Annotated in this window: 16 protein-coding genes and 2 rRNA genes; 12 read left to right on the forward strand and 6 right to left on the reverse strand. The window is 33.0% G+C overall.

Annotated features, from left to right (window positions below; translation table 11 throughout):
• Positions 1-5 precede the first annotated feature (5 nt).
• The 4 genes from CCUN_RS05785 to CCUN_RS05800 are packed head-to-tail and all read right to left on the reverse strand — an operon-like array spanning position 6 to position 4,237.
• On the reverse strand, positions 6-944 hold the full coding sequence (locus tag CCUN_RS05785; protein WP_027305677.1) for an NAD-dependent epimerase/dehydratase family protein: 939 nt from the start codon (positions 942-944) through the stop codon (positions 6-8).
• A gap of 24 nt (positions 945-968) precedes the next feature.
• Positions 969-2,000, reverse strand: coding sequence for a GDP-mannose 4,6-dehydratase (locus tag CCUN_RS05790; RefSeq protein ID WP_027305678.1), 1,032 nt, complete (start codon positions 1,998-2,000; stop codon positions 969-971).
• A gap of 57 nt (positions 2,001-2,057) precedes the next feature.
• A complete protein-coding gene (locus tag CCUN_RS05795) occupies positions 2,058-3,251 on the reverse strand; it encodes a methyltransferase domain-containing protein (RefSeq protein WP_085296661.1) in 1,194 nt (397 codons plus the stop codon).
• On the reverse strand, positions 3,248-4,237 hold the full coding sequence (locus tag CCUN_RS05800; RefSeq protein ID WP_027305679.1) for a radical SAM/SPASM domain-containing protein: 990 nt from the start codon (positions 4,235-4,237) through the stop codon (positions 3,248-3,250). The genes CCUN_RS05795 and CCUN_RS05800 overlap by 4 nt, the downstream gene beginning before the upstream one ends.
• Before the next feature lie 603 nt (positions 4,238-4,840).
• On the opposite strand from CCUN_RS05800, the gene CCUN_RS05805 reads away from it, so the two are divergent.
• From CCUN_RS05805 to CCUN_RS05820, 4 genes are all read left to right on the forward strand, one after another.
• Positions 4,841-8,738, forward strand: a 23S ribosomal RNA gene (locus CCUN_RS05805).
• Between the two features lie 387 nt (positions 8,739-9,125).
• Positions 9,126-9,242: ribosomal RNA gene (gene rrf / locus CCUN_RS05810) — 5S ribosomal RNA — on the forward strand.
• A gap of 497 nt (positions 9,243-9,739) precedes the next feature.
• Positions 9,740-10,837 carry a glycosyltransferase family 4 protein gene (locus tag CCUN_RS05815; RefSeq protein ID WP_280521952.1) on the forward strand — a complete coding sequence of 366 codons (1,098 nt, stop codon included), beginning with the start codon at positions 9,740-9,742 and terminating at the stop codon, positions 10,835-10,837.
• On the forward strand, positions 10,834-11,955 hold the full coding sequence (locus CCUN_RS05820; RefSeq protein ID WP_169712499.1) for a glycosyltransferase family 4 protein: 1,122 nt from the start codon (positions 10,834-10,836) through the stop codon (positions 11,953-11,955). The genes CCUN_RS05815 and CCUN_RS05820 overlap by 4 nt, the downstream gene beginning before the upstream one ends.
• Before the next feature lie 484 nt (positions 11,956-12,439).
• On the opposite strand, the gene CCUN_RS05825 is transcribed toward CCUN_RS05820, so the two are convergent.
• Together CCUN_RS05825 and waaC are read right to left on the reverse strand one after the other, a co-directional pair.
• Positions 12,440-13,318, reverse strand: coding sequence for a lipid A biosynthesis lauroyl acyltransferase (locus CCUN_RS05825; RefSeq protein WP_027305735.1), 879 nt, complete (start codon positions 13,316-13,318; stop codon positions 12,440-12,442).
• Complete coding sequence (gene waaC, locus CCUN_RS05830) at positions 13,311-14,315, reverse strand: lipopolysaccharide heptosyltransferase I (RefSeq protein ID WP_027305734.1); 1,005 nt, start codon at positions 14,313-14,315, stop codon at positions 13,311-13,313. The genes CCUN_RS05825 and waaC overlap by 8 nt, the downstream gene beginning before the upstream one ends.
• Positions 14,316-14,384: 69 nt before the next feature.
• Here waaC and CCUN_RS05835 point away from each other — a divergent pair, with 69 nt between their 5' ends.
• The 8 genes from CCUN_RS05835 (at position 14,385) to pglA (ending at position 24,495) form a co-directional block, all read left to right on the forward strand.
• Positions 14,385-15,173 (forward strand): 3'-5' exonuclease, encoded by a 789-nt coding sequence (locus CCUN_RS05835; RefSeq protein ID WP_027305733.1) that lies wholly within the window; start codon positions 14,385-14,387, stop codon positions 15,171-15,173.
• Between the two features lie 61 nt (positions 15,174-15,234).
• Positions 15,235-16,221, forward strand: a complete 987-nt coding sequence (gene galE, locus CCUN_RS05840; protein WP_027305732.1) for a UDP-glucose 4-epimerase GalE — start codon at positions 15,235-15,237, stop codon at positions 16,219-16,221.
• On the forward strand, positions 16,215-17,915 hold the full coding sequence (gene pglK, locus CCUN_RS05845; RefSeq protein WP_027305731.1) for a BC-type lipopolysaccharide transporter PglK: 1,701 nt from the start codon (positions 16,215-16,217) through the stop codon (positions 17,913-17,915). Before galE ends, pglK begins: the two co-directional genes overlap by 7 nt.
• Positions 17,912-18,976, forward strand: a complete 1,065-nt coding sequence (gene pglH, locus CCUN_RS05850) for a GalNAc-alpha-(1->4)-GalNAc-alpha-(1->3)-diNAcBac-PP-undecaprenol alpha-1,4-N-acetyl-D-galactosaminyltransferase (RefSeq protein ID WP_027305730.1) — start codon at positions 17,912-17,914, stop codon at positions 18,974-18,976. The genes pglK and pglH overlap by 4 nt, the downstream gene beginning before the upstream one ends.
• A complete protein-coding gene (gene pglI, locus CCUN_RS05855; RefSeq protein ID WP_027305729.1) occupies positions 18,969-19,892 on the forward strand; it encodes a GalNAc(5)-diNAcBac-PP-undecaprenol beta-1,3-glucosyltransferase in 924 nt (307 codons plus the stop codon). The genes pglH and pglI overlap by 8 nt, the downstream gene beginning before the upstream one ends.
• On the forward strand, positions 19,880-20,977 hold the full coding sequence (pglJ, locus tag CCUN_RS05860; protein WP_027305728.1) for an N-acetylgalactosamine-N,N'-diacetylbacillosaminyl-diphospho-undecaprenol 4-alpha-N-acetylgalactosaminyltransferase: 1,098 nt from the start codon (positions 19,880-19,882) through the stop codon (positions 20,975-20,977). The genes pglI and pglJ overlap by 13 nt, the downstream gene beginning before the upstream one ends.
• A gap of 9 nt (positions 20,978-20,986) precedes the next feature.
• On the forward strand, positions 20,987-23,368 hold the full coding sequence (locus CCUN_RS05865) for an STT3 domain-containing protein (protein ID WP_027305727.1): 2,382 nt from the start codon (positions 20,987-20,989) through the stop codon (positions 23,366-23,368).
• The gene (pglA, locus tag CCUN_RS05870) at positions 23,365-24,495 is read left to right on the forward strand and encodes a N,N'-diacetylbacillosaminyl-diphospho-undecaprenol alpha-1,3-N-acetylgalactosaminyltransferase (protein ID WP_027305726.1); all 1,131 of its coding nucleotides are present in this window, start codon (positions 23,365-23,367) and stop codon (positions 24,493-24,495) included. Before CCUN_RS05865 ends, pglA begins: the two co-directional genes overlap by 4 nt.
• Position 24,496 lies beyond the last annotated feature (1 nt).

Genomic DNA, 24,496 nt, shown 5'->3' on the forward strand with positions numbered 1-24,496 from the left:
CTTTCCTAAACATTTGCAAAGCGATTAACTTTTAACATAGAAAAAGCCATTAAAAGCTCTTTTATACCCTCTTCTAAACTCACATCTGCACTCCAACCCGTATTCTCAAGCTTAGCATTAGAAACAAGATAGTCTCTTTTATCAGGGTCTTCTCCGATAGGTGCACTATGGATATAAAAATCTGGTATATATTTTTTAATCGTATTTGCAAGTTCTCTTTTTGTTAAATTTGCAGAGCTAAGTCCCATATTATAGACTTGTCCTTTCATTTTTTCATAATTTTCAATGGCATGTAAAAAGCCCTTTGCCACATCACGGATATGGATATAATTTCTCCTAAAATGTTCTTCAAAAAGCACGATAAATCGGTCTTTAAATGCACGATATGTAAAATCATTAACAAGCAAGTCAAGACGCATTCTAGGACTCACGCCAAAGACTGTAGCAAGACGAAAAATAACTGCATTGCCTTTATCTAAAAGATATTTTTCGGCTTCAACTTTATCAATTCCATATTGAGAAATAGGATTTAAAGGTGAATTCTCATCACACATTGCATCTTTTTGTCCGATACCATAACCGCTATTTGTATTAGGAAATATAAAAATTTGAGAAGAGCTTGCAAAATCTCTAATCATCTTTACTGCTTCAAAATTCACCATTCGAGCTAATTTGGGATTTTTTTTACAAAGTGGAGCACCCACTAAAGCAGCCAAAGGGATGATAATATCGGCTTTTGAAACCTCTTTTTTTACTAAATTTTCATCTAGGGCATCTCCATTGATGAAATTAAAATTTTTATGAGACACACAAGAAAGAAGTGGAGTCTGATTAAACATCAAATTATCAATCACACAAACTTCATAATCCTTAGCAAGTAAAATCGGCACAAGAGTCGAACCAATATAACCTGCTCCACCGGTAATTAAAACTTTTTTTGGCATTTCATTCCTTTCAAATCGAAAGTCTTATCGATTTAAAGGAATTCTGCCTCTCTTAATCTCATTTCTCCAATGATTTAACAAATCCTTAAGCATTTGTCTCACAGGAATTTGCGGTTTCCAATCGATAAAACTCTTTATTTTTGTATTATCAAACATTTGATAGTCTGCATCAATAGGACGCAGTCTCGCTTTATCTATTTCTACCTTAATCCCCCCCCCCATATCGCTAAATTCAAGCAATATTTCTATAATTTCTGGAAGTTCAAAGGCTTCTTCTCCTGCAATATTAAACGCTTCACCCTTTGGAATTTTACCTTTTTGACTCTCTAAAGAAAGGAGATAATAAGCTCTTATCGCATCTCTACAATCTTGAAAAGTCCTTACACTTGATAAATTCCCAACTTTAATCACAGGCTCTTGATAGCCTGACTCAATCAATGCAATCTGTTTTGCGACCGTGCTTTCAAAGAAGACATCAGAACGTCTTGGTCCGCTGTGAGTCCCCATTCGCGTTATAAAAGTTCTTATTCCATAAGCCTCCGCGTAAAAGCGTCCAAGATAATCTGTGCCGATTTTACTAATGCTATAAGGGCTTGCCCCATGAAAAGGCGTTTCTTCATTAAGCTTAATGCCTGTTTTAGCACGTCCATAAACTTCGCTTGAGCTACAAACATGCACCACAGGGTCATAATCTTCACTCTGTTTTAAAATGCGAATATTTTCTAAAAGATTCGCTGTGCCGATAATATTTGTCTGCAAAGTTTCAATAGGAATATCAAAAGAAGTTTTTGGAAAAGATTGAGCGGCTAAATGAAAGACAAAATCCGGCTTATGCGTCTTAAAAAGTTTCTGAAGGCTTGAATAATCATTTAAATCCCCATAAAATATAGAAATTCTATCTTTTTTATTGATTCTATCGGTCAAATGATAGATATTATCCATGCTTTCTTGCCAACGCATTAAAGCTAAAATTTCGTAATCTGTGTTTTCAAGCAAAAAATCCGCCATTTGCGAACCTACTTGCCCTGTAAAACCTGTAATTAAAGCTTTCTCCATAAAAATTTTCCCTCTCTTGCAACACACTTTAGAGAAAAATTGTATCTTACATTTCTTTTAACTTTGCTTATATTTGATTATTTTATTGCTTGTAAAGATAATATCCCCTTGAAAAATTCCTTTTAACTCATTTTCAAAAACCACTTTTTCATAAAGAGGCATAGCCATTATAATGCACTCTATGTCTTGTAAATTCTCAATGGTAGGTTTCATAACCTTAATGCAAGAATTTTGCAAATAAGTCCCTTGCCTTCTTTCATCTTTATCGATAGCCATTTTGATTTTTTGACAATTTTTTTCGCTCAAGTAAGAAAGCAAAGAATTTGCATGACTTGCTGCTCCATACAGAGCTATATTTTGATATGCATTTAAAAAAGATTCTAATTTATCAATTTCTTGTTGAAAACATTTACCTAAATTTGCGTCAAACAAGGAGATTTGTTTTTCGAGTTTAAGCGGAATTTCACGTCTTTTAAAAAATAGTCCTATATTTTGTCCTTCATAGAGATGAAGTGTCTCTACAAGTTCGCAACCTAGATCATTTAAAATATTAATTAAGGTATTTTCTTCATAATACCCACAATGCTCATGTCTTATTTCAAAAAATCTTCTACACTCAATGATATTAAGCATATTTGGAGTTTCAATATAAATCATACCTTCAATTTCTAGCAGTTTTACCACATCTTCTAAAAATTTTCTTGGCTCACAAATATGCTCAATCAAATGCCTAAAAATAATAAAATTGATTTTATGCTTGAGCTGTTTTACAACTTTTTCATAGCTAAAAAAATCCCTTACATGCGAAACATTTTTACAATCTTTAAGCAATAAACTCGGCGTCAAAGAAGGGTCGATACTATAACAAAATGGGGAAAATTTCGCTAACTCAAATAAAATATCACAACCACCGGGTGCAATTTCTAGGTAAATAGTATCTTTTGAAGAATGCTGCTTGAATTTTTCTACTAGAAATTTCACATTTGCATTCATTGTCTTAGAAATGGCTTTTGGAGTGATATATTCTCCATGAAAATATGCTTCACTCATCTTTTGGTTATCAAAATTAATATTCCAAATATATCCACATTTGGGACATTGCATGAGTTTTATCTCTAATGCACCTTTTCCAATCCCCCCCCCCATTTTCGGTTCTCTTGAAAGTTCTCCTACAGAAACCAAAGCCTTTTTAGCTTCAAAAATTGAAATTGCTTTGACTTGTTCTACACACATGGGACAATTAACATTCATTTTATTTCCTTTCTTGCTTGTTCATACCAACAAATACAATCTTTACAGACATCAAATCCACCGCGTCCTTGTGTTAAATGGATTTGTCTTATTTCTTTAAGTTTTTTTGACTCTTGCCAAACTTCAGCAATGCTTTGAACTTGTAAATTTCCAAGAGTAACATTTCTACATTGATCAACACAACATAAAGCGACTTGACCATCGGTCTTAATCACCATAGTATTAAACAACACATAGCAAGGATTTTTACTTGCTGCGGTGAAAATATTTTCTCTATTGTATTCAAGTTGTGAAAGCCCTTTATCTTTAACCTTATCAGTTATACCTAAATTAAGGTCATCAATCTTCAAGCTATCCCCTCTTTGTTTATCCAAAATTTTTTCCCAAAAAGCAATGATTTTATCCATATCTTTTAAATAATATTGATTTTTAATTATGCTAATACGCACAGCTGTTTGAGCGTTTAGTTGATTCCTTAACATAATAAATTGTATAACATTGCCTAAAACTTCTTCAAAGGATAAACCCTTTCTGATTTTTTCATACGCAGTTTTATCCAAACCATCTATGGAAAAATTAATCCACGCTAATTTCGCAGAAAAAATTTCTCTCGCTATTTTTTCATTCATCAAGGAGCCATTACTTGTAAGACTTACTTTAATCCCCCCCCCCGTAAGATATTTTACTCTTTGTGGTAAATTTTGGTCTAAAAAAGGTTCATTTCCAACAAATAACGCAACCTTTTGAACAGAATTTTTATTTTCGATGATTTCATCTGCTATTTTAAAAAATAACTCATCTTTCATATAAGGTTGTGTGATATTTTTTCTCCATTCATCAATACCACACATAACACATCGTGCTGTGCAATTGTTTATAGTTTCAAGATTGATAAATCTAGGAAATTTTTCACAATCTTGCAAGGTTTTACATTTACCGCCTTCTAAAACCTTTTGAGTAACATAAGAAAGATTTTCTTCAAACATAAATAACTCCTTGATAAATTTAAATTCAAAGTTAGGATTGTAGTTTATCTAATAAAAACTTTAAGAAACCTCAAACCAAGAGAGCAAAAGAAATTCAAACATTTCATTGATATAAAAATTTTAGATTTTATAAAAATTAATTTTATTTTATCCTCAATGCACTTTCGCAAAACACCGCTTCTTTACTTTGTGATACAATAAACACCTATAAGGACAAAGATGATGAGCTGACTGCTTGTCTTTACACAAATATAATTTTAATATTTTTGATTCAACCCCCTTCATTTTTATAAAACTTTAAGCATTTTAAAGTATAATTCTAGCTTTACTTTGCAAATTTTACTTTCGCAATAATACAAAAATATTTTTATTTTTTACATTTAAGTTAAGTGGAATTTCAAAGCTGTTCTTTGAATTATTATTGTTAAAAACACAAGCAAGTTATAAACAATTTTACTGAACTTGTTAAAGCATTGTTGTTTTAAATTTCTTTAAATATTTTAAAGCTTAAGTTTCAAGTTTGAACTTGAATGCTTTCCGTCTTGAATTAAAATGGCAATGATAAAACTTTAGCAAGGAAGTGATGCGTTTTAGAATGAAAAAAGGTAAGCTATGAAGAGCAAATGGTGGATGCCTTGACTGGTAAAGGCGATGAAGGACGTACTAGACTGCGATAAGCTACGGGGAGCTGTCAAGAAGCTTTGAGCCGTAGATGTCCGAATGGGGCAACCCAAGATATAGAGATATATCTTACCATAATGGAGCGAACGAGGGGAATTGAAACATCTTAGTACCCTTAGGAAAAGAAATCAATAGAGATTGCGTCAGTAGTGGCGAGCGAAAGCGTAACAGGGCAAACCTAGTGCTTGCACTAGGGGTTGTAGGACTGCAATGTGGAAGGAATGAGTTTAGCAGAACACTCTGGAAAGTGTAGCCATAGAGGGTGATAGTCCCGTATGCGAAAAACAATTTCTACCTAGCAGTATCCTGAGTAGGGCGGGACACGTGAAATCCTGCCTGAAGCTGGGGAGACCACTCTCCAACCCTAAATACTCCTACCAGATCGATAGCGAACAAGTACCGTGAGGGAAAGGTGAAAAGAACCGCGGTGAGCGGAGTGAAATAGAACCTGAAACCATTTGCTTACAATCATTCAGAGCCCTATTGTGAGTCCCTTTGAGGAATTTAATGAACATAGATTCTAAAAAACTCTTTGTTAAAATGAGTGTATAAAATACAATGGATATAAATCAATATTTGATTTAGAGTTTGAAAGAGTTTAAATCATCAATTCATATTTTATATTTTTACAGAGCAACACATAGAAATGATAAAGAGAAATGATAAAACTAATCCTTGTTTTATAGAATTTGTGTATCACAATACAAGAGATTTTTACAGCTTCTTGCTATAAAAATAATTCTTCAAAGGGATTCACAAGGGTGATGGACTGCCTTTTGCATAATGAGCCTGCGAGTTGTGGTGTCTGGCAAGGTTAAGCAAACGCGAAGCCGTAGCGAAAGCGAGTCTGAATAGGGCAAAAAGTCAGATGCTGCAGACCCGAAACGAAGTGATCTATCCATGAGCAGCTTGAAGCTAGTGTAAGAGCTAGTGGAGGAGCGAACCCATAGGCGTTGAAAAGCCCCGGGATGACTTGTGGATAGGGGTGAAAGGCCAATCAAACTTCGTGATAGCTGGTTCTCTCCGAAATATATTGAGGTATAGCGTTGTGAAGTAGCTTAGGGGGGTAGAGCACTGAATGGGCTAGGGCATACACCAATGTACCAAACCCTATCAAACTCCGAATACCCTAAGTGGTATCACAGCAGTCAGACGGCGAGTGATAAAATCCGTCGTCAAGAGGGAAACAACCCAGACTATCAGCTAAGGTCCCCAAATCTTACTTCAGTGGAAAACGATGTGAAGTTACTCAAACAACCAGGAGGTTGGCTTAGAAGCAGCCATCCTTTAAAGAAAGCGTAATAGCTCACTGGTCTAGTGATTTTGTGCGGAAAATATAACGGGGCTAAAGTAAGTACCGAAGCTATAGACTTGCATACAACTTAGACTGATTGATAAGCTTTTTATGGATAAGTTTTTTCAGTTCTTTAGATTAAGTTTCTTTATAAAACTTTTTATAAAACTTTTTATCAATTCTTTATTATAAAGTTTTTGAGATTTTTTATAAACTTAGAATAAAGGTTTTAAAATTCTAAGAACTTTTATGTTAAATTGACTTGTTTTAATGCTTGATTTGATTAAGGGCTTTAATCATTGAATCTTAAAAAAGATTATGAGAATGATTAAACACATACAAACACTCAAATCAAAAAAGATTAAGATACAATTTAAATGAAAATTATAGAAAGAATTATAAAGATTATAAAGAAAAACTTTTAAAACAGAAGTTTAACATCAATCCCAAAGTAAATTCTTTTTTAAGAGGATGAATTAAACTTTAAGATAAAAACAAATAATAGAGATAAAATGAAAGAGCTTATAAACCAAAGAAGCTTATAAAAAGAAAAACTGAAATTTTAAGTCAAATAATAAAATAAAACAATAAAAAAGATTTAAAATAAAAAAGATTTAAAATTTGAAAAGTTTTAAAAAATCAAAAAAAGTTTTAGAAAATTTTTAGAAAGCTTGAAATAAAAATTCAAAGCTCAAATGCTTGATAAAGAATTCAATTTCAAAGGTTTTCATCAGCTTTAATCATCAAAGCAAAAATTGATTGTTTAAAAAAGCTTTTATGACAAAGAATTAAATCAAGCAGTTTAAGTTGTGTGCAAGTGGTAGGAGAGCGTTCTATTAGCGTTGAAGGTATACCGGTAAGGAGTGCTGGAGCGAATAGAAGTGAGCATGCAGGCATGAGTAGCGATAATTAATGTGAGAATCATTAACGCCGAAAACCCAAGGTTTCCTACGCGATGCTCGTCATCGTAGGGTTAGTCGGGTCCTAAGCCAAGTCCGAAAGGGGTAGGCGATGGCAAATTGGTTAATATTCCAATACCAACATTAGTGTGCGATGGAAGGACGCTTAGAGCTAGGAGGGCTAGCGGATGGAAGTGCTAGTCTAAGGATGTGAGTGCTTATACAGGCAAATCCGTATAAGAATACACTGAGGTCTTAAAGGCTCTTCAAAGTCTTCGGATAGCGAGGAGAACCTCTGATGCTGTCGAGCCAAGAAAAGTTTCTAAGTTTAGCTAATGTTGCCCGTACCATAAACCGACACAGGTGGGTGGGATGAGTATTCTAAGGCGCGTGGAAGAACTCTCTTTAAGGAACTCTGCAAAATAGCACCGTATCTTCGGTATAAGGTGTGGTTCGCTTCGTATTAGAATTCACTTCGAAAGCGAAGAAACTTACAACAAAGAGTCCCTCCCGACTGTTTACCAAAAACACAGCACTCTGCTAACTCGTAAGAGGATGTATAGGGTGTGACGCCTGCCCGGTGCTCGAAGGTTAATTGATGGGGTTAGCATCAGCGAAGCTCTTGATCGAAGCCCGAGTAAACGGCGGCCGTAACTATAACGGTCCTAAGGTAGCGAAATTCCTTGTCGGTTAAATACCGACCTGCATGAATGGCGTAACGAGATGGGAGCTGTCTCAAAGAGGGATCCAGTGAAATTGTAGTGGAGGTGAAAATTCCTCCTACCCGCGGCAAGACGGAAAGACCCCGTGGACCTTTACTATAGCTTGACACTGCTGCTTGGATAAGAATGTGCAGGATAGGTGGGAGGCTTTGAATATATGACGCTAGTTGTATAGGAGCCATTGTTGAGATACCACTCTTTCTTATTTGGGTAGCTAACCAGCTTGAGTTATCCTCAAGTGGGACAATGTCTGGTGGGTAGTTTGACTGGGGCGGTCGCCTCCCAAATAATAACGGAGGCTTACAAAGGTTGGCTCAGAACGGTTGGAAATCGTTCACAGAGTATAAAGGCAAAAGCCAGCTTAACTGCAAGAGACACAACTCGAGCAGGGACGAAAGTCGGTCTTAGTGATCCGGTGATTCTGTGTGGAAGGGTCATCGCTCAAAGGATAAAAGGTACCCCGGGGATAACAGGCTGATCTCCCCCAAGAGCTCACATCGACGGGGAGGTTTGGCACCTCGATGTCGGCTCATCGCATCCTGGGGCTGGAGCAGGTCCCAAGGGTATGGCTGTTCGCCATTTAAAGCGGTACGCGAGCTGGGTTCAGAACGTCGTGAGACAGTTCGGTCCCTATCTGCCGTGGGCGTAAGAAGATTGAAGAGCTTTGACCCTAGTACGAGAGGACCGGGTTGAACAAACCACTGGTGTAGCTGTTGTCCTGCCAAGGGCATCGCAGCGTAGCTAAGTTTGGAAAGGATAAACGCTGAAAGCATCTAAGCGTGAAGCCAACTCTAAGATGAATCTTCTCTAAGTTCTGTGCAAGACTAGCACTTTGATAGGCTGGGTGTGTAAGAGATGAAAGTCTTTGAGCTGACCAGTACTAATAGAACGTTTGGCTTATCTTAAACTTTTTGACTTAAGGTCTTGATGATTTTATAAGTTCAATCAGTGAGCATCACTTCCTTGTTAAGGTTTTTATTAATCTTAAGGAAATGTTTATCAGCTTGTTTGTTTTTAACCTTGTTTTTTATGGGTATAGTTTAAATCTTAGAAGAGAATACTTGAATGTATTTTTATGCTTGATTGAAGTTAAGAGATGTTTTTAAAAGGATTGATTTTAGGATGAAAATCTTTTGATGAGAAGTCTATTGAGTCTTTGTTTGAGTTTTTAAATTTGGACTTTTAGAAATAAAAAGATTTTAACATTCTTTCATTACACTAAGACTTAACATCTTAAATCAGTGTCTAAGGCTTAAAAAGCATCAATCTTCTTTGTATCCATAAATAACAAGGTCCGTGATTATACAGATATGGAAACGCCTTGCCCCATCCCGAACCAAGAAGCTAAGCATATCGTGGGTGATGATACTAAGTCTTACTGACAGGGGGAAAGTAGCTCATTGCGGGCTTTGTTGATTTTTACTTATTGAATGAATAAAGATTTTAATTTTCTTTGCGGGTGAAAGACTTTATAATTATCAGAATTCGCTTTAAAAATTAAATTTATTTTGGGTTTTTGTGTGATTAAAATCAAATTAATCATTTTATTCTTTGAAAATTCATTTCTTAAAATCATCTTTAGAGTAAAAAAGCTTTTTAAAGAAATCGTCAATTATATTTAATTTTTTTAAAACAAAGACTCAATTTTAGAAAGGTATTGCATTAAATCTGTATTAAAGCAGATTGATAAAAAAATATATTTCATTCAATCAATTCGTTTTATTGTATCAAAAAGTTTGGATTGTTTAAGGTAAAATATAATTTATTCCATACTAAAATGAAAGTTAAAGACAGAATTTTGGCTTTTTTGCAAGGCAAATTTGGTTTATATAATATAATTTATCTTTATAAAGGAGTATGATGAAAATTCTTTTAACATCAAATTCTATGAGTATAGGGGGGGGGGATTGAACGCGTTGTGTGCAATCTCGCTAATGCTTTTGCAGAGAGAGGGCATGAGATAAGCATCTTTACATTGTATAAAAAGGGAGCGGATTTGTCGCGATTGCGTTCTAAGGACATTCAAGTCAAACTTTCCACCCGTCGCTTAGGATTTAAGAAGCCTAAAAATAAAGGAGGCAAGATTCTAAGAGAGTTTTTGCGCCTTTTGATAACACCACTAAATGCCTATTTACTCTATCAATGCAAAAGGGATTTTGAGAAACTCGTTTGCAAAGAAAACCCCGATTTTATCATTTGCAACGCCCCCTTTAATACGCTCAATAAAGTTGTTGCAAAACATGCGGAGATAAGATTTATAAAGGTCTTGCACACGAGTTATGAAGATCATAGAATTCGCCATCATAATTTCTCAATCTTTCCTCACATTGTTTTGCTTAGCTCCAAAGAACTCAAATCATTCCAAGCAAAATATCCAAAGAGTCATTTTTCTATCATTCCAAATTTCATTCCCACAATCCCTAAAGAAAGCACAAATCATGCACAAAAGATTGTTTTGAGTGTGGGGAGATTAGTAGAACAAAAAGGATTTTCGCGTTTGATTGAAATTTGGGACTTGGTGCAAAAAAATCAAGCCTTTAGAGAGTGGAAATTACACATTGTCGGCGAGGGAGGATTAGAACAAGAGCTTAGAGAGCAAATTAGTGCAAAAAATCTTAATGATTCTATTATACTAAAACCCTTTACAAAAGAGATTGAAAAGGAATATTTAAGTGCAAGCATTTATGTGATGACGAGTTTGTATGAGGGTATGCCTATGGTGCTCTTAGAGGCAAGTTCTTTTGCTCTGCCAAGTGTTGCTTTTGATGTAAATACTGGTCCTAGCGATATTATAGAAGATTCAAAAACAGGCTTTTTGATTGAGGATAATGCCCTTGAGAGCTTTGCAAAAAAACTCTGTGTTTTAATGGAGAATCAAAACTTAAGGGAACAAATGGGCAATGCAGCCAAAAAGCGTATGCAAGAAAAATTTTCTAAAGAGGTGATTATGGAAAAATGGGAGGAATTGTTTGAGAGTTTGAAAATAAAAGAGAGACAATCATGAAAATATTATTGACAATAAACACTATGGTGATAGGGGGGGGGACTGAACGCGTTGTTTGCAATCTTGCCAATGCTTTTGCAGAAAGAGGACATGAGATAAGCATCTTTGCATTGTATAAAAAGGGAGCGAATTTGTCGCGATTGCATTCTAAGGACATTCAAGTTAAACTTTCCACCCGTCGCTTAGGATTTAAGAAGCCCAAGAATAGATGGGGTAAGATTCTAAGAGAGTTTTTACGCCTTTTGATAACACCACTGAATGTCTATTTGCTCTATCAATGCAGAAGGGATTTTGAGAATCTCATTTGCAAAGAAAACCCCGATTTTATCATTTGCAATGCAACTTATGATACACTCGATGGAATCATTGCAAAATATATAGAAAAAGCCATTAAAATAACACATGTAGACTACAAAAACCACATAATATATCATAATTTCTCAATCTTCCCTCACATTGTTTTGCTTAGCTCCAAAGAACTCAAATCATTCCAAGCAAAATATCCAAAGAGTCATTTTTCTATCATTCCAAATTTCATTCCCACAATCCCTAAAGAAAGCACAAATCATGCACAAAAGATTGTTTTGAGTGTGGGGAGATTAGTAGAACAAAAAGGATTTTCACGTTTGATTGAAATTTGGGACTTGGTGCAAAAAAATCAAGCCTTTAGAGAGTGGAAATTACACATTGTCGGCGAGGGAGGATTAGAACAAGAGCTTAGAGAGCAAATTAGTGCAAAGAATCTTAATGATTCTATTATACTAAAACCCTTTACAAAAGAGATTGAAAAGGAATATTTAAGTGCAAGCATTTATGTGATGACGAGTTTGTATGAGGGCTTTGGAATGGTTTTGGTTGAGAGTGGAAGTTTTGCTCTACCAAGCGTTGCCTTTGATGTAAAGACGGGTCCTAGTGATATAATAGAAGATTCAAAAACAGGCTTTTTGATTGAGGATAATGCCCTTGAGAGCTTTGTAAAAAAACTCTGTGTTTTAATGGAGAATCAAAACTTAAGGGAACAAATGGGCAATGCAGCCAAAAAGCGTATGCAAGAAAAATTTTCTAAAGAGGTGATTATGGAAAAATGGGAGGAATTGTTTGAGAGTTTGAAGGCTTAGCGTTTGTTTGTGAATTCAATAGTGCTTCAATTTAAAGCCCAGACACAAAGAAAATGACAAAACAGAATTCTCAAGCAATCACAAACTCTATCTTAATCCATTAGGGAAAGTTTAAAACCCTGCTCTATCGTTTATGCTAAAGATAAAAACTATAAATATGAGAAAATGATATTGCACTAAAATTAGGCTTAATTTAAAAAAAAATTAAGCCTTGCATAGTTACAATTACAGCTTATTGCAAAATTGATGGATTTAAAGATACACATTCATTTTTAACATTTGAGTAGAATTAAATTTTGTTTGGTTGATTAACAAAAAAATTTAAGCCTTATCAAATTTAAATTTCTTTGTTGCAATGCTAAGCTTTTCAAGCATTAAATTAAACCACATTTTTATCTTTTATTATATTCTTGCAATTTTCAAAGATTTATTTTTACAGAGCTGTCCCCTCCCCTCATTAAGAAAATATCAATTCTTATAAAAATTAATTTTTATAAAGCTCTTTATCAAAACTTCTAAATCTTTTATGAAAGAAAAAATACTCATCAGGTTTAAATTTTATCATCTCTTCGCAACATTTTGCTTGATAAAATGTCAGTTCTTCGCTACTTTTAAGTCTTGAATCTTGAATTTCAAAGCATTTGATATGATATTTTCCTTCTTTTTGGTAGATAAAAGCACTCAAAAGCAAGGCATCCATTTTTTTAGCAATCACACTCGCACCCATTAAAAAATTCACTTCTTTATCAAAAAATTTTACCCTCATGCTTTCATTCGCACTTGCATCTTGGTCAGTTAAAATGCCTAAAGTCCTTTTGTCTTTAAGGGCTTTAATCATTTTTTTTAACCCCCCCTTTTTATCGATGATTTGCATATCAAATTGAGTGCGGTTTTGACTTAAAATTTTATCCATTGCCTTGCTGTCTAAGGCTCTACTTACAATCGACATTGCCCCAAATCTTGCCGCATAAGCAAGTGCACAAAGTTCCCAATTTCCATAATGAGCTGTAGTGAGTATCAAACTCCTTTTAGAATGAACAGCTTTGATTAAGAGCTCTTCATTATCAAAATGCACTTTTTTGAGAATTTTCTCCTTAGTTGTGTTTTGATTCTCTATGCAATCAATACCAAATTTTGCAAAATTTTGATAAATTTTTAAAGCAATTTGTTTTCTTTCTTCGGGGCTTTTTTCCGGAAAGCAAAGTTTGAGATTGATGTCGATGATTTTTCTGTGTTTGCTATTGCACCAAAAGGTGATTTGAGCTACAAATAAAGCAAGAAAATTCAATAGCGATTTTGGTAAAATAAAAACAATCATCTTGAGAAAATAGTAAATAAAAATATAAATTCTCTCTTTAAACATAAAGCAATTCCTTAACCAAAGCAAAAATATCCCTTTCATTAATTTGAGTGATACAAAAATCTTTTTTGTTGATATGTTTAGCATTAGTGATTTTTTTTCCCGCATCAATCGTTTTATTAATACTCGTTTCAAAAGAGTTTCTTTTACTAGGAGTTGCTCCAAAAATTGTAATGGAAGCTTTATTCATTGCAAAGGCTAAATGCGTAGGACCGCTATCGTTTCCTATGATTAAATCCATCATTTTTGTTAAGGCTATGAGTTCTTTTAAGCTCATTTTTCTAAGTACTTCGATATTTTGATGAGTTTTTGCAATCTCTTTTGCCATTTCTTTTTCAAAGTCATTTCCCCAGCAAAGAAAAATCTTAAGTGTTTCATCTTGAGTGATTAAGGAACAAAGTTTGATTAATTTTTCCTTAGGATAAATTTTATTTTTTTCACTTGAGCCCACATGCAAGAGTATGTTTTTTTCTTTCCATTCTAATTCTTCAAAAAGGCTTTGAGTTATGTTTTTATCGACATTAAATACGGCTTGTTTAAAATAAATATCCTTAGGTTCAAATTCAGCATTTAGCATAAAAGCACTCAAACTTAAATACCGCACAAATACATTTTCATTATAACTCATTGCAAATTTTTGATGATAAAAAATTGACGCAAAACTTTCTTTAAGGCTGAATTTATCAAAACCAAAATTATTAGGACTTAAGATGCGGCTTGTAAGAGCGGATTTGATGAGTCCTTGTAGGTCTAGAGCAAAATCATAGCGATTTTTCCTTGCTTTAAAGAGTATTTTGAGGGTTTTATAAATCTTTTTGTCTTTTAGAGGCAGAGCGTAAAGGCGGTCAATTAAAGGATGATTTTCAAGTATATCTTTGAATTTTTCATCGACAAACCAGTGAAGTTCTATGTCTTTTTTTAATCCTTTAATAAACTGCAAAATTACCGCACTTTGGATAATATCTCCAAGTGCAGACAGACGAATGATTGCTATTTTCATTAAATCAGCCCAGTGTTTTGAAATTTTTGCTATGATTTTAACAAAGATATTTAAAAAAAAGGTTAAAAGATGAAAAATGAAGGTTATATTTGCATTTTTGATTGTGAGAGCATTCCGGATAGTGAGCTTATCCGCAAATGTTTTGGTTTTGAAGGAAATGATTTGGAGGTGAGTTTAAAGGCTTTGGAGCAAGAAAAGCAAAAAAATGGAAATGAATTTTTAGCCCTGCCTTTTCACAAAATCGTTAGCATTTGTGCGGTCATTAGCGACCATTTTGGACGATTCATAAAGGTCAATAAAATTGAAGGTGAAGATGAAAAAACGATGATTGATAATTTTTTTGATTTTATAGAAAAATATAAGCCAAGACTTGTGAGTTTTAATGGCAAAAATTATGATATGCCTTTGCTTGTTTTAAGGGCTTTAAAATACAATATCAAGGCTGCGAGTTATTTAGACACTCAAACAGATAAATGGAATAATTACAAAACGCGATTTAGTGAGCTTAAGCATTGTGATTTATTCGAATCTTTGGGAGCTTTTAAGGGTTTAAGACTTGATACTCTTTGTTTGATGACAGATTTGCCCGGAAAATATGATGTAAGCGGGGATTTGGTCATGAATCTTTATTATGAAAATCAGCTTGAAAAAATTCATGAATATTGCGAAAGTGATACGCTTAACACCTACATGCTTTTTTTAAAATATGAGTTGATTAAGGGAAATTTAAATGAAGATGATTATGTGGATTTTCTCGCTTTGATGAAGCAATATTTAAGCGAAAAAAAGGCTCATCGTGGTTATTTGGAAGTGTTTGTTAAAGCTTGTGAGAATGAAATTTTAAAAATGAGGAATTAATGTTTAAATAAAAATGCTAAAATTATTCTTTTGATTTTTAATTTGATTTTAAGGGAAGATGATGAAAATTTTAATTACAGGCGGAGCGGGTTATATAGGCTCTCACACCTTGAGACAATTTTTAAAAACCTCGCATGAACTTTACGTTTTGGATAATCTTTCTAAGGGGTCTCAAACTTCACTTGAGGATTTAAGTCGCATTAGAAATTTTGAATTTTTTAAACAGGATTTAAGTGATTTTAAAGGACTTAAAGAGCTTTTTAAAACGCAAAAATTTGACGCTGTGGTGCATTTTGCTGCAAGTATTGAGGTGTTTGAAAGTATGCAAAATCCTTTAAAATATTATATCAATAACACAGCTAATACTGCAAATCTCATACAAACTTGCCTTGAAAATGGGGTTTTTAAATTCATCTTTTCATCAACAGCTGCCACTTATGGAGAGCCTAAGACTCCGGTGGTGAGTGAAACAAGCCCTTTAATGCCGATTAATCCTTATGGTAAGAGTAAATTGATGAGCGAAGAACTTTTAAGGGACGCAAGTGTGGCTTTTCCTGAATTTAAGCATTGTATTTTAAGATATTTTAATGTTGCAGGAGCTTGTATGGACTTTAAACTTGGACAAAGATACCCAAAGGCAACCTTGCTGATAAAAGTCGCAGCTGAAGTCGCAGCAGGTAAGAGGGAGAAGCTTTTTATTTTTGGTGAAGATTATGAAACCAAAGATGGAACTTGCATTAGAGATTTCATCCATGTCGATGACATTTCAAGTGCCCATTTAGTGGCTTTAGAATATCTTAAAGACAATGCAAGTGATGTTTTTAATGTCGGCTATGGACACGGCTTTAGTGTTAAAGAGGTGATTGAAACGATGAAAAAGGTGAGCGGGGTGGATTTTAAAGTAGAAATTGCTGCACGTCGTGCAGGAGACCCTAGTGTTTTAATTTCAGATGCTTCTAAAATTCGCTCTCTTACTTCGTGGCAACCTCAATTTGATGATTTAGAACTCATTTGCAGGAGTGCCTTTGAGTGGGAAAAGCAGTGTTAAAAAAACTTTTTTTTATATTGAGTCAAGAGGATAAAAAATTTTTATTTTCTTTGCTGATTTTTTCGGTATTTATTTCTTTTATAGAAAGCTTTGCAATCTCTTTAATTATGCCTTTTGTTGCTTTAGCGAGTGATTTTTCGTATTTTGAAAAAAATGCAATTTTGATGAAAATTAAAGAATACTTTGCCCTACCTAGCTATGAGCTTATTGTTTATTTTGGAATTTTGCTTGTTATTTTTTATGTTTTTAGAGCCTTTTTAAATGCTTATTATTTTCATCTTTTGGCTCAATTTTCAAAAGGCAGATACCACAATATAGCTCTTAGGGTCTTTTCCGCCTTTTTAAGTTCTGATTATGAGAGTTTCACGCGAAAAAATCAATCCGAAATTCTTAAGAGCATTACAGGAGAGGTGTATAATCTTAGCACGATGTTAGCGTCTTTTTTGCTTATGATGAGTGAAATTTTTGTATTGATTTTACTCTACGCTTTAATGCTTTTAATTGATTATAAAATCACTTTATTTTTGAGTGTTTTTATGATTTTAAATGCTTTCATTTTAGTTAAAATTTTAGCCCCCATTGTCAAAAAAGCAGGCTTAAAAAGAGAAGAAGCGATGAAGAATTTTTTTGAAATTTTAAATACAAATTTAAATAATTTTAAATTCATCAAACTTAAAACAAAAGAACAAGGTGTTTTAAATCTTTTTAAAGAGCAAAGTCTGGCTTTTAGCAAAGCAAATATTACAAGCGAAACCGTCGCAGCCTTGCCACGTATTTATCTTGAGGGTGTAGGTTTTTGTGTGCTTGTATTGATTGTTGTGTTTTTGGTATTTGCGAATAAAAGTGATATTTCAAATATCTTAGCTACAATTTCTATCTTTGTTTTAGCCCTTTATCGCTTAATGCCAAGTGCAAATCGCATTCTTACAAGTTATCATGATTTGCTTTATTATCGCTCTTCTTTGGAGATTATTTATCAAATTTTAAATCAAAAAAAAGAAAATTTAGGCGATGAAAAGCTTGAATTTAAAAAAGAACTTCGTTTGGAAAATTTGGGTTTTGGATATGAGGGTAAAAATCTTTTGTTTAAAAATATCAATTTAAGTATTAAAAAAGGTGAAAAAATCGCTTTTATCGGTGAAAGTGGAAGCGGTAAAAGCACTCTAGTGGATTTAATCATAGGGCTTTTAACTCCTAAAGAAGGTCAAATTTATATCGATAATACCGCACTTAATTCTAAAAATATAAAAAATTACCGACAAAAAATCGGCTACATCCCGCAACAAATTTATCTTTTTAATGATAGCATTGCCAAAAATATTTCTTTTGGAGATGAAGCAAAAGAAAGTTTTCTTAAAGAACTCATACAAAAAGTGCATCTTGAAAAATTCATTAAAAATCTCCCTCAAGGCATTGACACACAGGTAGGAGATGGAGGGAGCAATTTAAGCGGAGGACAAAAACAAAGGATAGCCATAGCAAGAGCACTTTTTTTAAATCCCGAAATTCTCGTTTTAGATGAAGCCACTTCAGCCCTTGATAGCAATATAGAAGCTAAAATAATGGACGCAATCTATGAACTTGCTAAGGATAAAACGATGATTATTATTGCTCACAGGCTTTCAACGATTGAAAATTGCGATAAAATTTATAAACTCGAGCGAGGAAAACTCATCTTAGAAAGGGCAAGATGAAAATCACTTTTATCATAGCGACCTTAAATTCTGGCGGGGCTGAAAGGGTTTTGGTTACCTTAGCAAATGCATTGTGTAAAGAGCATGAAATTTGTATTATAAAATTCCACAAAGAAGATTCTTTTTATCCTCTTGAGCATGAAATTTGTGTCAAAACCCTGCCCGAATTTCGCTTTGATACAATCTATCATAAGATTGCAAGTCGTTTTAAGAAATTTTTTGCCTTACGTTTAGCCCTTAAAGAGAGCAAGAGCGATGTTTTTATTTCTTTTTTAGATACAACAAATATTGCTTGTATCGTTGCAAAATGGGGTTTAAGAACTCCTTTAATCATCAGTGAGCATAGTCATCAAAGTTATTTAAAACCTAAAATTTGGAGATTTTTAAGAAGGATGAGCTATCCTTATGCCAATGCTTTAACAGTGCTTTCAAGTTCGGATAAGAATTATTATGAAAATTTTGTTAAAAGGGTGATTTTACTTCCAAATCCTTGTCATTTTACCTTAGAAAACAAAGAATTCAAAAAAGAAAATCTTGTGCTTTTTGTCGGGAGATTAGATAAAAATAAAAATCCTCAAATGTTTATCAGAGCCTTTGAAAATTTAGAGGAAAATTTGCGTCAAAATTGCGAATTTATAGTTGCTGGAGATGGGGAGCTTAAAGAAGAATTAAAATTAAGGGCTAAGGGCTTGAATATCAAATTTTTAGGTAAGGTTGAGGATATAAAAAGCCTTTATGAGAGGGCTAAAGTGCTTTGTCTTTGTTCTTTTATAGAGGGTTTGCCTACGGTTTTGATTGAAAGTTTGTATTTTGAGGTGTGTAGAATTTCGAGTGCTTATACAGCTGGGGCAAAGGATTTGATTGAGGATTTAAAAGATGGCTTTATTGTGCCTTGTGATGATGATTTGGCTATGGCAGAAAGGATAAGTTTGGTTTTAAATGATGAACAATTAAGACTTAATTTGGTTTGCGAAGCCAAAAAAAGATGTGAAAACTATGAAATTTCAAATATTAAAGAAAAATGGCTGGTTTTAATCAAGGAGTTAAGAGAACATGCCTAAACTTTCGGTGATTATAGCAACTTATAGGCGTCCGGATTTATTGCTTAAAGCGATTAAAAGTGTGCAAAAGCAGGATTTTAAAGACTTAGAAATCATTGTAAGCGATGATAATTCCAAAGATGAAACAGAAAAACTTGTTAAGCAAATGCAAGAAAAAGATAGTCGCATTAAATATGTCTTAAACACGCGATACAAACAGGGTCCAAATGGTAATAAAAACAATGGTTTAGATTATGCACAGGGAGAATTTATAAGTTTTTTAGACGATGATGATGAGCTTTTAGATGGTGCTTTAAGTGAGTTATTGTCAAAAGAGGGTTATTCTCATATTTTAGGCAATTGTTTGATTGAAGAAAATGGAGTGTTAAGCTCTCGGTTGAGCGGAGTGGGTTTGGATAAAGATACAGAGCTTTGTAAAAAAGATTTTTTAATGCAAAAATTTCAAGGAGAATTTTTTTCAGTTTTTAAAAAATCTTTACTTAAAGGCAAACGTTTTAATGAAAATTTTTATGGCAATGAAGCCACACTCTGGGTGAATTTATATGATGAAAAAAGTTTTTATATCCATAAAGCTTTTAGAATTTATAGGATTAAAAGAGAGGATAGCGTTACTTTAAATGCAGCAAAGAATGCACATCGTGTTTATTTGGGATATTTAGAACTTGCTTTGCTTTTAGAAACACAATTAGAGCTTAGCAAAGATAAGGACTATAAAAAAGCTTGTGCGAGTTATTATAAAATGGCGGCTTATTATGCTAAATTTGCAGGCGAATTTAAAAAAATGTATTTTTATCTTTATAAAAGTTTGAAAATAAAATTCAATCTCCCCGCTTTAATTTTACTTTGTTTAAGTATAATTCCAAGTAGTTTTATAGCAAAATTATCGCGTATTCGGGTGGCTTTATGCAAAAATTAGCAATTTTTATTTATTCTTTAGGAAGTGGCGGGGCTGAAAGGGTTGTTGCAACTTTATTACCGATTTTAAATTTAAAATTTCAAGTGCATTTGATTTTAATGAATGATAAAATTTCTTATGAAATCCCCCCTTGCAATATCCATTTTTTAGAACAATCTCGTCCCGATGAAAACTCTTTAATGAAATTTATAAAACTCCCTTTTTTAGCTCTAAAATACAAAAAACTCTGCAAAAATTTACAGATAGACATACAATTTGTTTTTTTAAATCGTCCTAATTATATCGCTTTGTTTGCAAGAATTTTTGGCTTAAAATCAAGACTTGTTATCAATGAATGCACCACTCCAAGTGTAATGTATGCGAAAAAAAATGTCAATTCTTTCATCAATCGTTCTTTAATCCGCTTTCTGTATCCTAAGGCGGATTTGATTTTAGCAAATTCTAAGGGCAATGAAGAAGACTTAATCGAAGTTTTTAATATCAATGCTCAAAAATGTCAGATTTTATACAATGCAATTGATTTAGAAAATATTGAAAAAAAAGCTTTAGAAGCTATACCTTTGCAAGATAAATTTATACTTAGTGTTGGCAGACTTGATGAGGGGAAGAATCACAAACTTTTAATCAAAGCTTATGCAAGATTAAAAACAGATTTAAAACTTGTGATTTTAGGCGAAGGTATTCTTAAAAACGACTTAGAAAATTTGATTGAAGAATTGAATTTAAAAGATAAAGTTTTGCTTTTAGGCTTTGATTCTAATCCTTATAAATATATGAGTAAATGCGAATTTTTTGCGTTTGCTTCAATTTTTGAAGGATTTTCTAATGTTTTGATTGAAAGTCTTGCTTGTTCTTGTGCTGTGGTTTGCACCGAGCATAAAAGTGGAGCTAAGGAGCTTTTTGGTAATGATGAATTTGGTCTTTTGGTTCAGGTTAATAACGAAAATAGTATGTTTAATGGTTTAAAACTCATGCTTGAAGATGAAAATCTCAGACAAACTTATAAAAAAAAGGCGCGATTACGTGCTTTGGATTTTGATAAGGTTAAGATTGCTAGAATGGCTCTAAAGTATTTGATAGGATAAAAAATGCAAATGATGAAAAAAGAATTTTCGCGGTCGTTTTTAAATCGATTGAATCAGTATTATAATGAAAATTTCATTTTATTTATGTTACTTGCTTTTTGTTTCAGTGTTTTATGCCGCTTGTATTGGGTGTTTTGGGCAAGTGAATTTGCTCAATTTTTTTTCAATGAGCAATTGATGATTGTTTCAAATGATGGCTATGCCTTTGCTGAAGGTGCAAGAGATATGATTGCTGGGTTTCATCAAGAAAATGACCTTTCTTATTATGGCAGTTCTCTTTCTGCTTTGACTTATTATCTTTATAAATTCACTCCTTTTAGCTTTGAGAGCATTATTTTGTATATGAGTACTTTTTTTTCTTCTTTAATCGTTGTGCCACTCATTTTAATCTCTAGAGAATACAAATGCGTTTTAATGGGCTTTATCGCGGCTCTTTTAGCAAGCATTGCAAACAGCTATTATAATCGCACAATGAGCGGATACTATGATACAGATATGCTAACTATAACCTTACCTATGTTTATCTTGTTTTTTATGGTGAGACTTCTTGAAAAGAAAGATTTTTTTTCTTTGATTGCCCTGCCTTTTTTTATAGGAATTTATCTTTGGTGGTATCCTTCAAGCTATACTTTAAATGTTTCATTGATAGGATTTTTTTTCATTTATATTTTAGTCTTTTATAGACAGGAAAAGATTTTTTATATTGCGGTGATACTTAGTTTGCTCACACTTTCAAATATTGCTTGGTTTTATCAAAGTGCGATGATTGTTCTGCTTTTTGCTTTATTTGCTTTTAAAGAAAGGTATTTTAAATTTTCTTTGATTGCCTTTTTAATTTTTGCAACTTTGATATTTTTGACTTTTAGCGGTGGAATCGACCCTATACTTTATCAACTTCGTTTTTATATTTTTAGGAGTGATGAGAGTGCAAATTTAACTCAAACTTTTGCATATTTTAATGTGAGTAAAACCATACAAGAGACTGAAAATATTTCTTTGGATATTTTTATGCAAAGAATCAGTGCTAGTGTTGCGGTTTTTTTATGTTCTCTTTGGGGCTTTTTTTGGTTTCTTAAAGAACACAAAAGCATGATTTTAAGCTTGCCTATGCTATTTCTTGGCTTTTTGGCTTTAAAAAGTGGGTTGCGTTTTACGATTTATGCTGTGCCTATAATGGCTTTGGGTTTTGGTTTTTTAAGCATTCAATGTTTAAACAGGATTGAAAGATTAAAATACACTCCTAATTTAAATAAAATCAAATATTCTTGCTGGATTTTATTGCTTTGTTTTTTTCTTTTTGCTTTGATTAATTTTTTATGGCTTTTATGGAAGAATGACTTTGTTTTGGACAAAGTTTCATATTTTAGAATTTTTGTTGATTTGTATTTTGAAAATTCATTCTTGTTTCTTTTATTGCTCTTTGCGATTTTTACTCCTTTTATCATCAATCTTTTATACAAAAAACGCGTAAGACAAGTGCAAATTGTTTCTGTCATGGGAATTTTAATTTTTGCTTTATTTTTTGCTCTTAAACACATTTATGAGTATAAAATCGCTACCGTTTTTAACCACAATGAAGCCACACTTTTAGATGATTTTAAAAACAAAATTTCAAGAGAGGATTATATCGTTGCTTGGTGGGATTATGGCTATCCTATACGCTATTATAGTGATGTAAAAACTTTGGTTGATGGAGGAAAGCATTTAGGGAAAGACAATTTTTTTCCTTCTTTTGTATTGAGTAAAGAGCAAAGAGCAGCAGCAAATATGGCAAGACTTAGCGTAGAATACACAGAAAAAAGCTTTAAAACACCTTATGATGATTTGCTACAAGAGATGATGAAAGATTATGGATACAATAATGTTGATTTATTTTTAGCAAGTTTAGAGAAAGATGATTTTGAGCTAAAAACCCCAAAAACTAGGGATATTTATCTTTATTTTCCTGCGAGAATGGCATCTATTTTTTCAACCGTTGCAAGTTTTTCTTATGTGAATTTAGAAACCGGTGAATTTGAAAATAATTTTACCTTCAGTCCCGCGTCCTATCAAGGCGAAAAAGATGGGCTGATATATCTTAGTAATAATATTTTATTGAGCAATGACTTTAGAAGTTTTATGTTTAATGATAAAATTTACACACTCAATAGTCTTATAGAATTAAATTCTGTGCGTCAAAAAGACTATAAAATCATTCCTATCGATGAAAATGCAATTTTTTATCTTTTTTATATCAAAGATACAAATATACCTTTTCAATTTATTTTAATGGACAAAGCTATGTTTAATAGTGCTTTTGTTCAAATGTTTTTTTTAAGCAATTATGACGAAAATTTATTTGAGCTTGTTGTTAATTCTAATGAAGCAAAGATATTTAAGTTAAAGATATGAAAATAGGATTTTTAAGCCATTCAGGCATGAGCGTTTATCATTTTAGAATGCCTATTATCAGGGCTTTAGAAGCTAGAGGTGATGAGGTGTTTGTCATTGTTCCTAAGGATGATTATACCTTAAAACTTGAAAATTTAGGGCTTAAACTCATCATTTATGAGCTTAACAGAAAGAGCATTAATCCTTTGGTTGTGCTTAAGAATTTCTTGCATTTAAAAAAACTTTTAAAAACTTTAAATTTGGATTTAATACAAACTGCTGCACATAAGAGCAATACCTTTGGAGTCCTTGCTGCAAAATGTGCGAAAATTCCTTATATTTTTGCTCTTGTTGAGGGATTGGGTTCTTTTTATATCAGCGAAGATTTTAAAAGCAAATTTGTGCGTTTAAGCATTAATTTTTTATACAAAATCAGCTTTAAAATCGCTCATAAATTGATATTTGTAAATTCTAGCGATGCACAATTTATGCGAAATTTAGGACTTAGGAATGAAAAAATTTGCATTATAAAATCTGTTGGAGTTAATCTTAAAAAATTTTTTCCCATCCCAATCCCTTTAGAAAGCAAACAAGAAATTTTTAAAGAATTCCAAATGCCTCAAAAAGCGATAGTTTTAATGGTCGCTAGGGCTTTATGGCATAAGGGAGTCAAAGAATTTTATGAAGCAGCAGAGCTTTTAAAAGATAAAGCAAATTTCGTTTTAATAGGCGGACGCGACGAAAATCCTAGTTGTGCTCCGCTTGAATTTTTAACCTCTGCTTGTGTGTTTTATTTGGGAGCTAGAGAAGATATTGCATATTGGCTTAATCTCTGCGATATTTTTGTTTTACCGAGCTACAAAGAAGGTTTTCCTGTAACGATTTTAGAAGCTAAGGCTTGTGCTAAGGCTTGTGTTGTAAGTGATTGCGAAGGCTGTATTGAAGCGGTGGAAAATGGTTTTGATGGACTTTTTTCAAAAACAAGAGATTCTAAGGATTTGGCTCAAAAGATAGCCTTGCTCTTAGAAGATGAAAGGTTAAGAAAGAATCTTGCACAAAACGCCTTTAAAAATGTCTTACAATATGATGAAAATTTGATTGCTCAAAAATATTTGCAAATTTATGATGAAGCATTAAAAGGAAATTAAA

The sequence above is a fragment of the Campylobacter cuniculorum DSM 23162 = LMG 24588 genome (genome assembly GCF_002104335.1).
GTDB classification, from domain to species: domain Bacteria; phylum Campylobacterota; class Campylobacteria; order Campylobacterales; family Campylobacteraceae; genus Campylobacter_D; species Campylobacter_D cuniculorum.

Excerpts from the sequence above, each read along its gene's own strand:
- CCUN_RS05785 (WP_027305677.1), bottom strand. The coding sequence starts at position 944 with ATGCCAAAAAAAGTTTTAATTACCGGTGGAGCAGGTTATATTGGTTCG.
- CCUN_RS05790 (WP_027305678.1), bottom strand. The coding sequence starts at position 2,000 with ATGGAGAAAGCTTTAATTACAGGTTTTACAGGGCAAGTAGGTTCGCAA.
- CCUN_RS05795 (WP_085296661.1), bottom strand. The coding sequence starts at position 3,251 with ATGAATGTTAATTGTCCCATGTGTGTAGAACAAGTCAAAGCAATTTCA.
- CCUN_RS05800 (WP_027305679.1), bottom strand. The coding sequence starts at position 4,237 with ATGTTTGAAGAAAATCTTTCTTATGTTACTCAAAAGGTTTTAGAAGGC.
- CCUN_RS05820 (WP_169712499.1), top strand. The coding sequence starts at position 10,834 with ATGAAAATATTATTGACAATAAACACTATGGTGATAGGGGGGGGGACT.
- CCUN_RS05825 (WP_027305735.1), bottom strand. The coding sequence starts at position 13,318 with ATGTTTAAAGAGAGAATTTATATTTTTATTTACTATTTTCTCAAGATG.
- waaC (WP_027305734.1), bottom strand. The coding sequence starts at position 14,315 with ATGAAAATAGCAATCATTCGTCTGTCTGCACTTGGAGATATTATCCAA.
- CCUN_RS05835 (WP_027305733.1), top strand. The coding sequence starts at position 14,385 with ATGAAAAATGAAGGTTATATTTGCATTTTTGATTGTGAGAGCATTCCG.
- galE (WP_027305732.1), top strand. The coding sequence starts at position 15,235 with ATGAAAATTTTAATTACAGGCGGAGCGGGTTATATAGGCTCTCACACC.
- pglH (WP_027305730.1), top strand. The coding sequence starts at position 17,912 with ATGAAAATCACTTTTATCATAGCGACCTTAAATTCTGGCGGGGCTGAA.
- pglI (WP_027305729.1), top strand. The coding sequence starts at position 18,969 with ATGCCTAAACTTTCGGTGATTATAGCAACTTATAGGCGTCCGGATTTA.
- pglJ (WP_027305728.1), top strand. The coding sequence starts at position 19,880 with ATGCAAAAATTAGCAATTTTTATTTATTCTTTAGGAAGTGGCGGGGCT.
- CCUN_RS05865 (WP_027305727.1), top strand. The coding sequence starts at position 20,987 with ATGATGAAAAAAGAATTTTCGCGGTCGTTTTTAAATCGATTGAATCAG.
- pglA (WP_027305726.1), top strand. The coding sequence starts at position 23,365 with ATGAAAATAGGATTTTTAAGCCATTCAGGCATGAGCGTTTATCATTTT.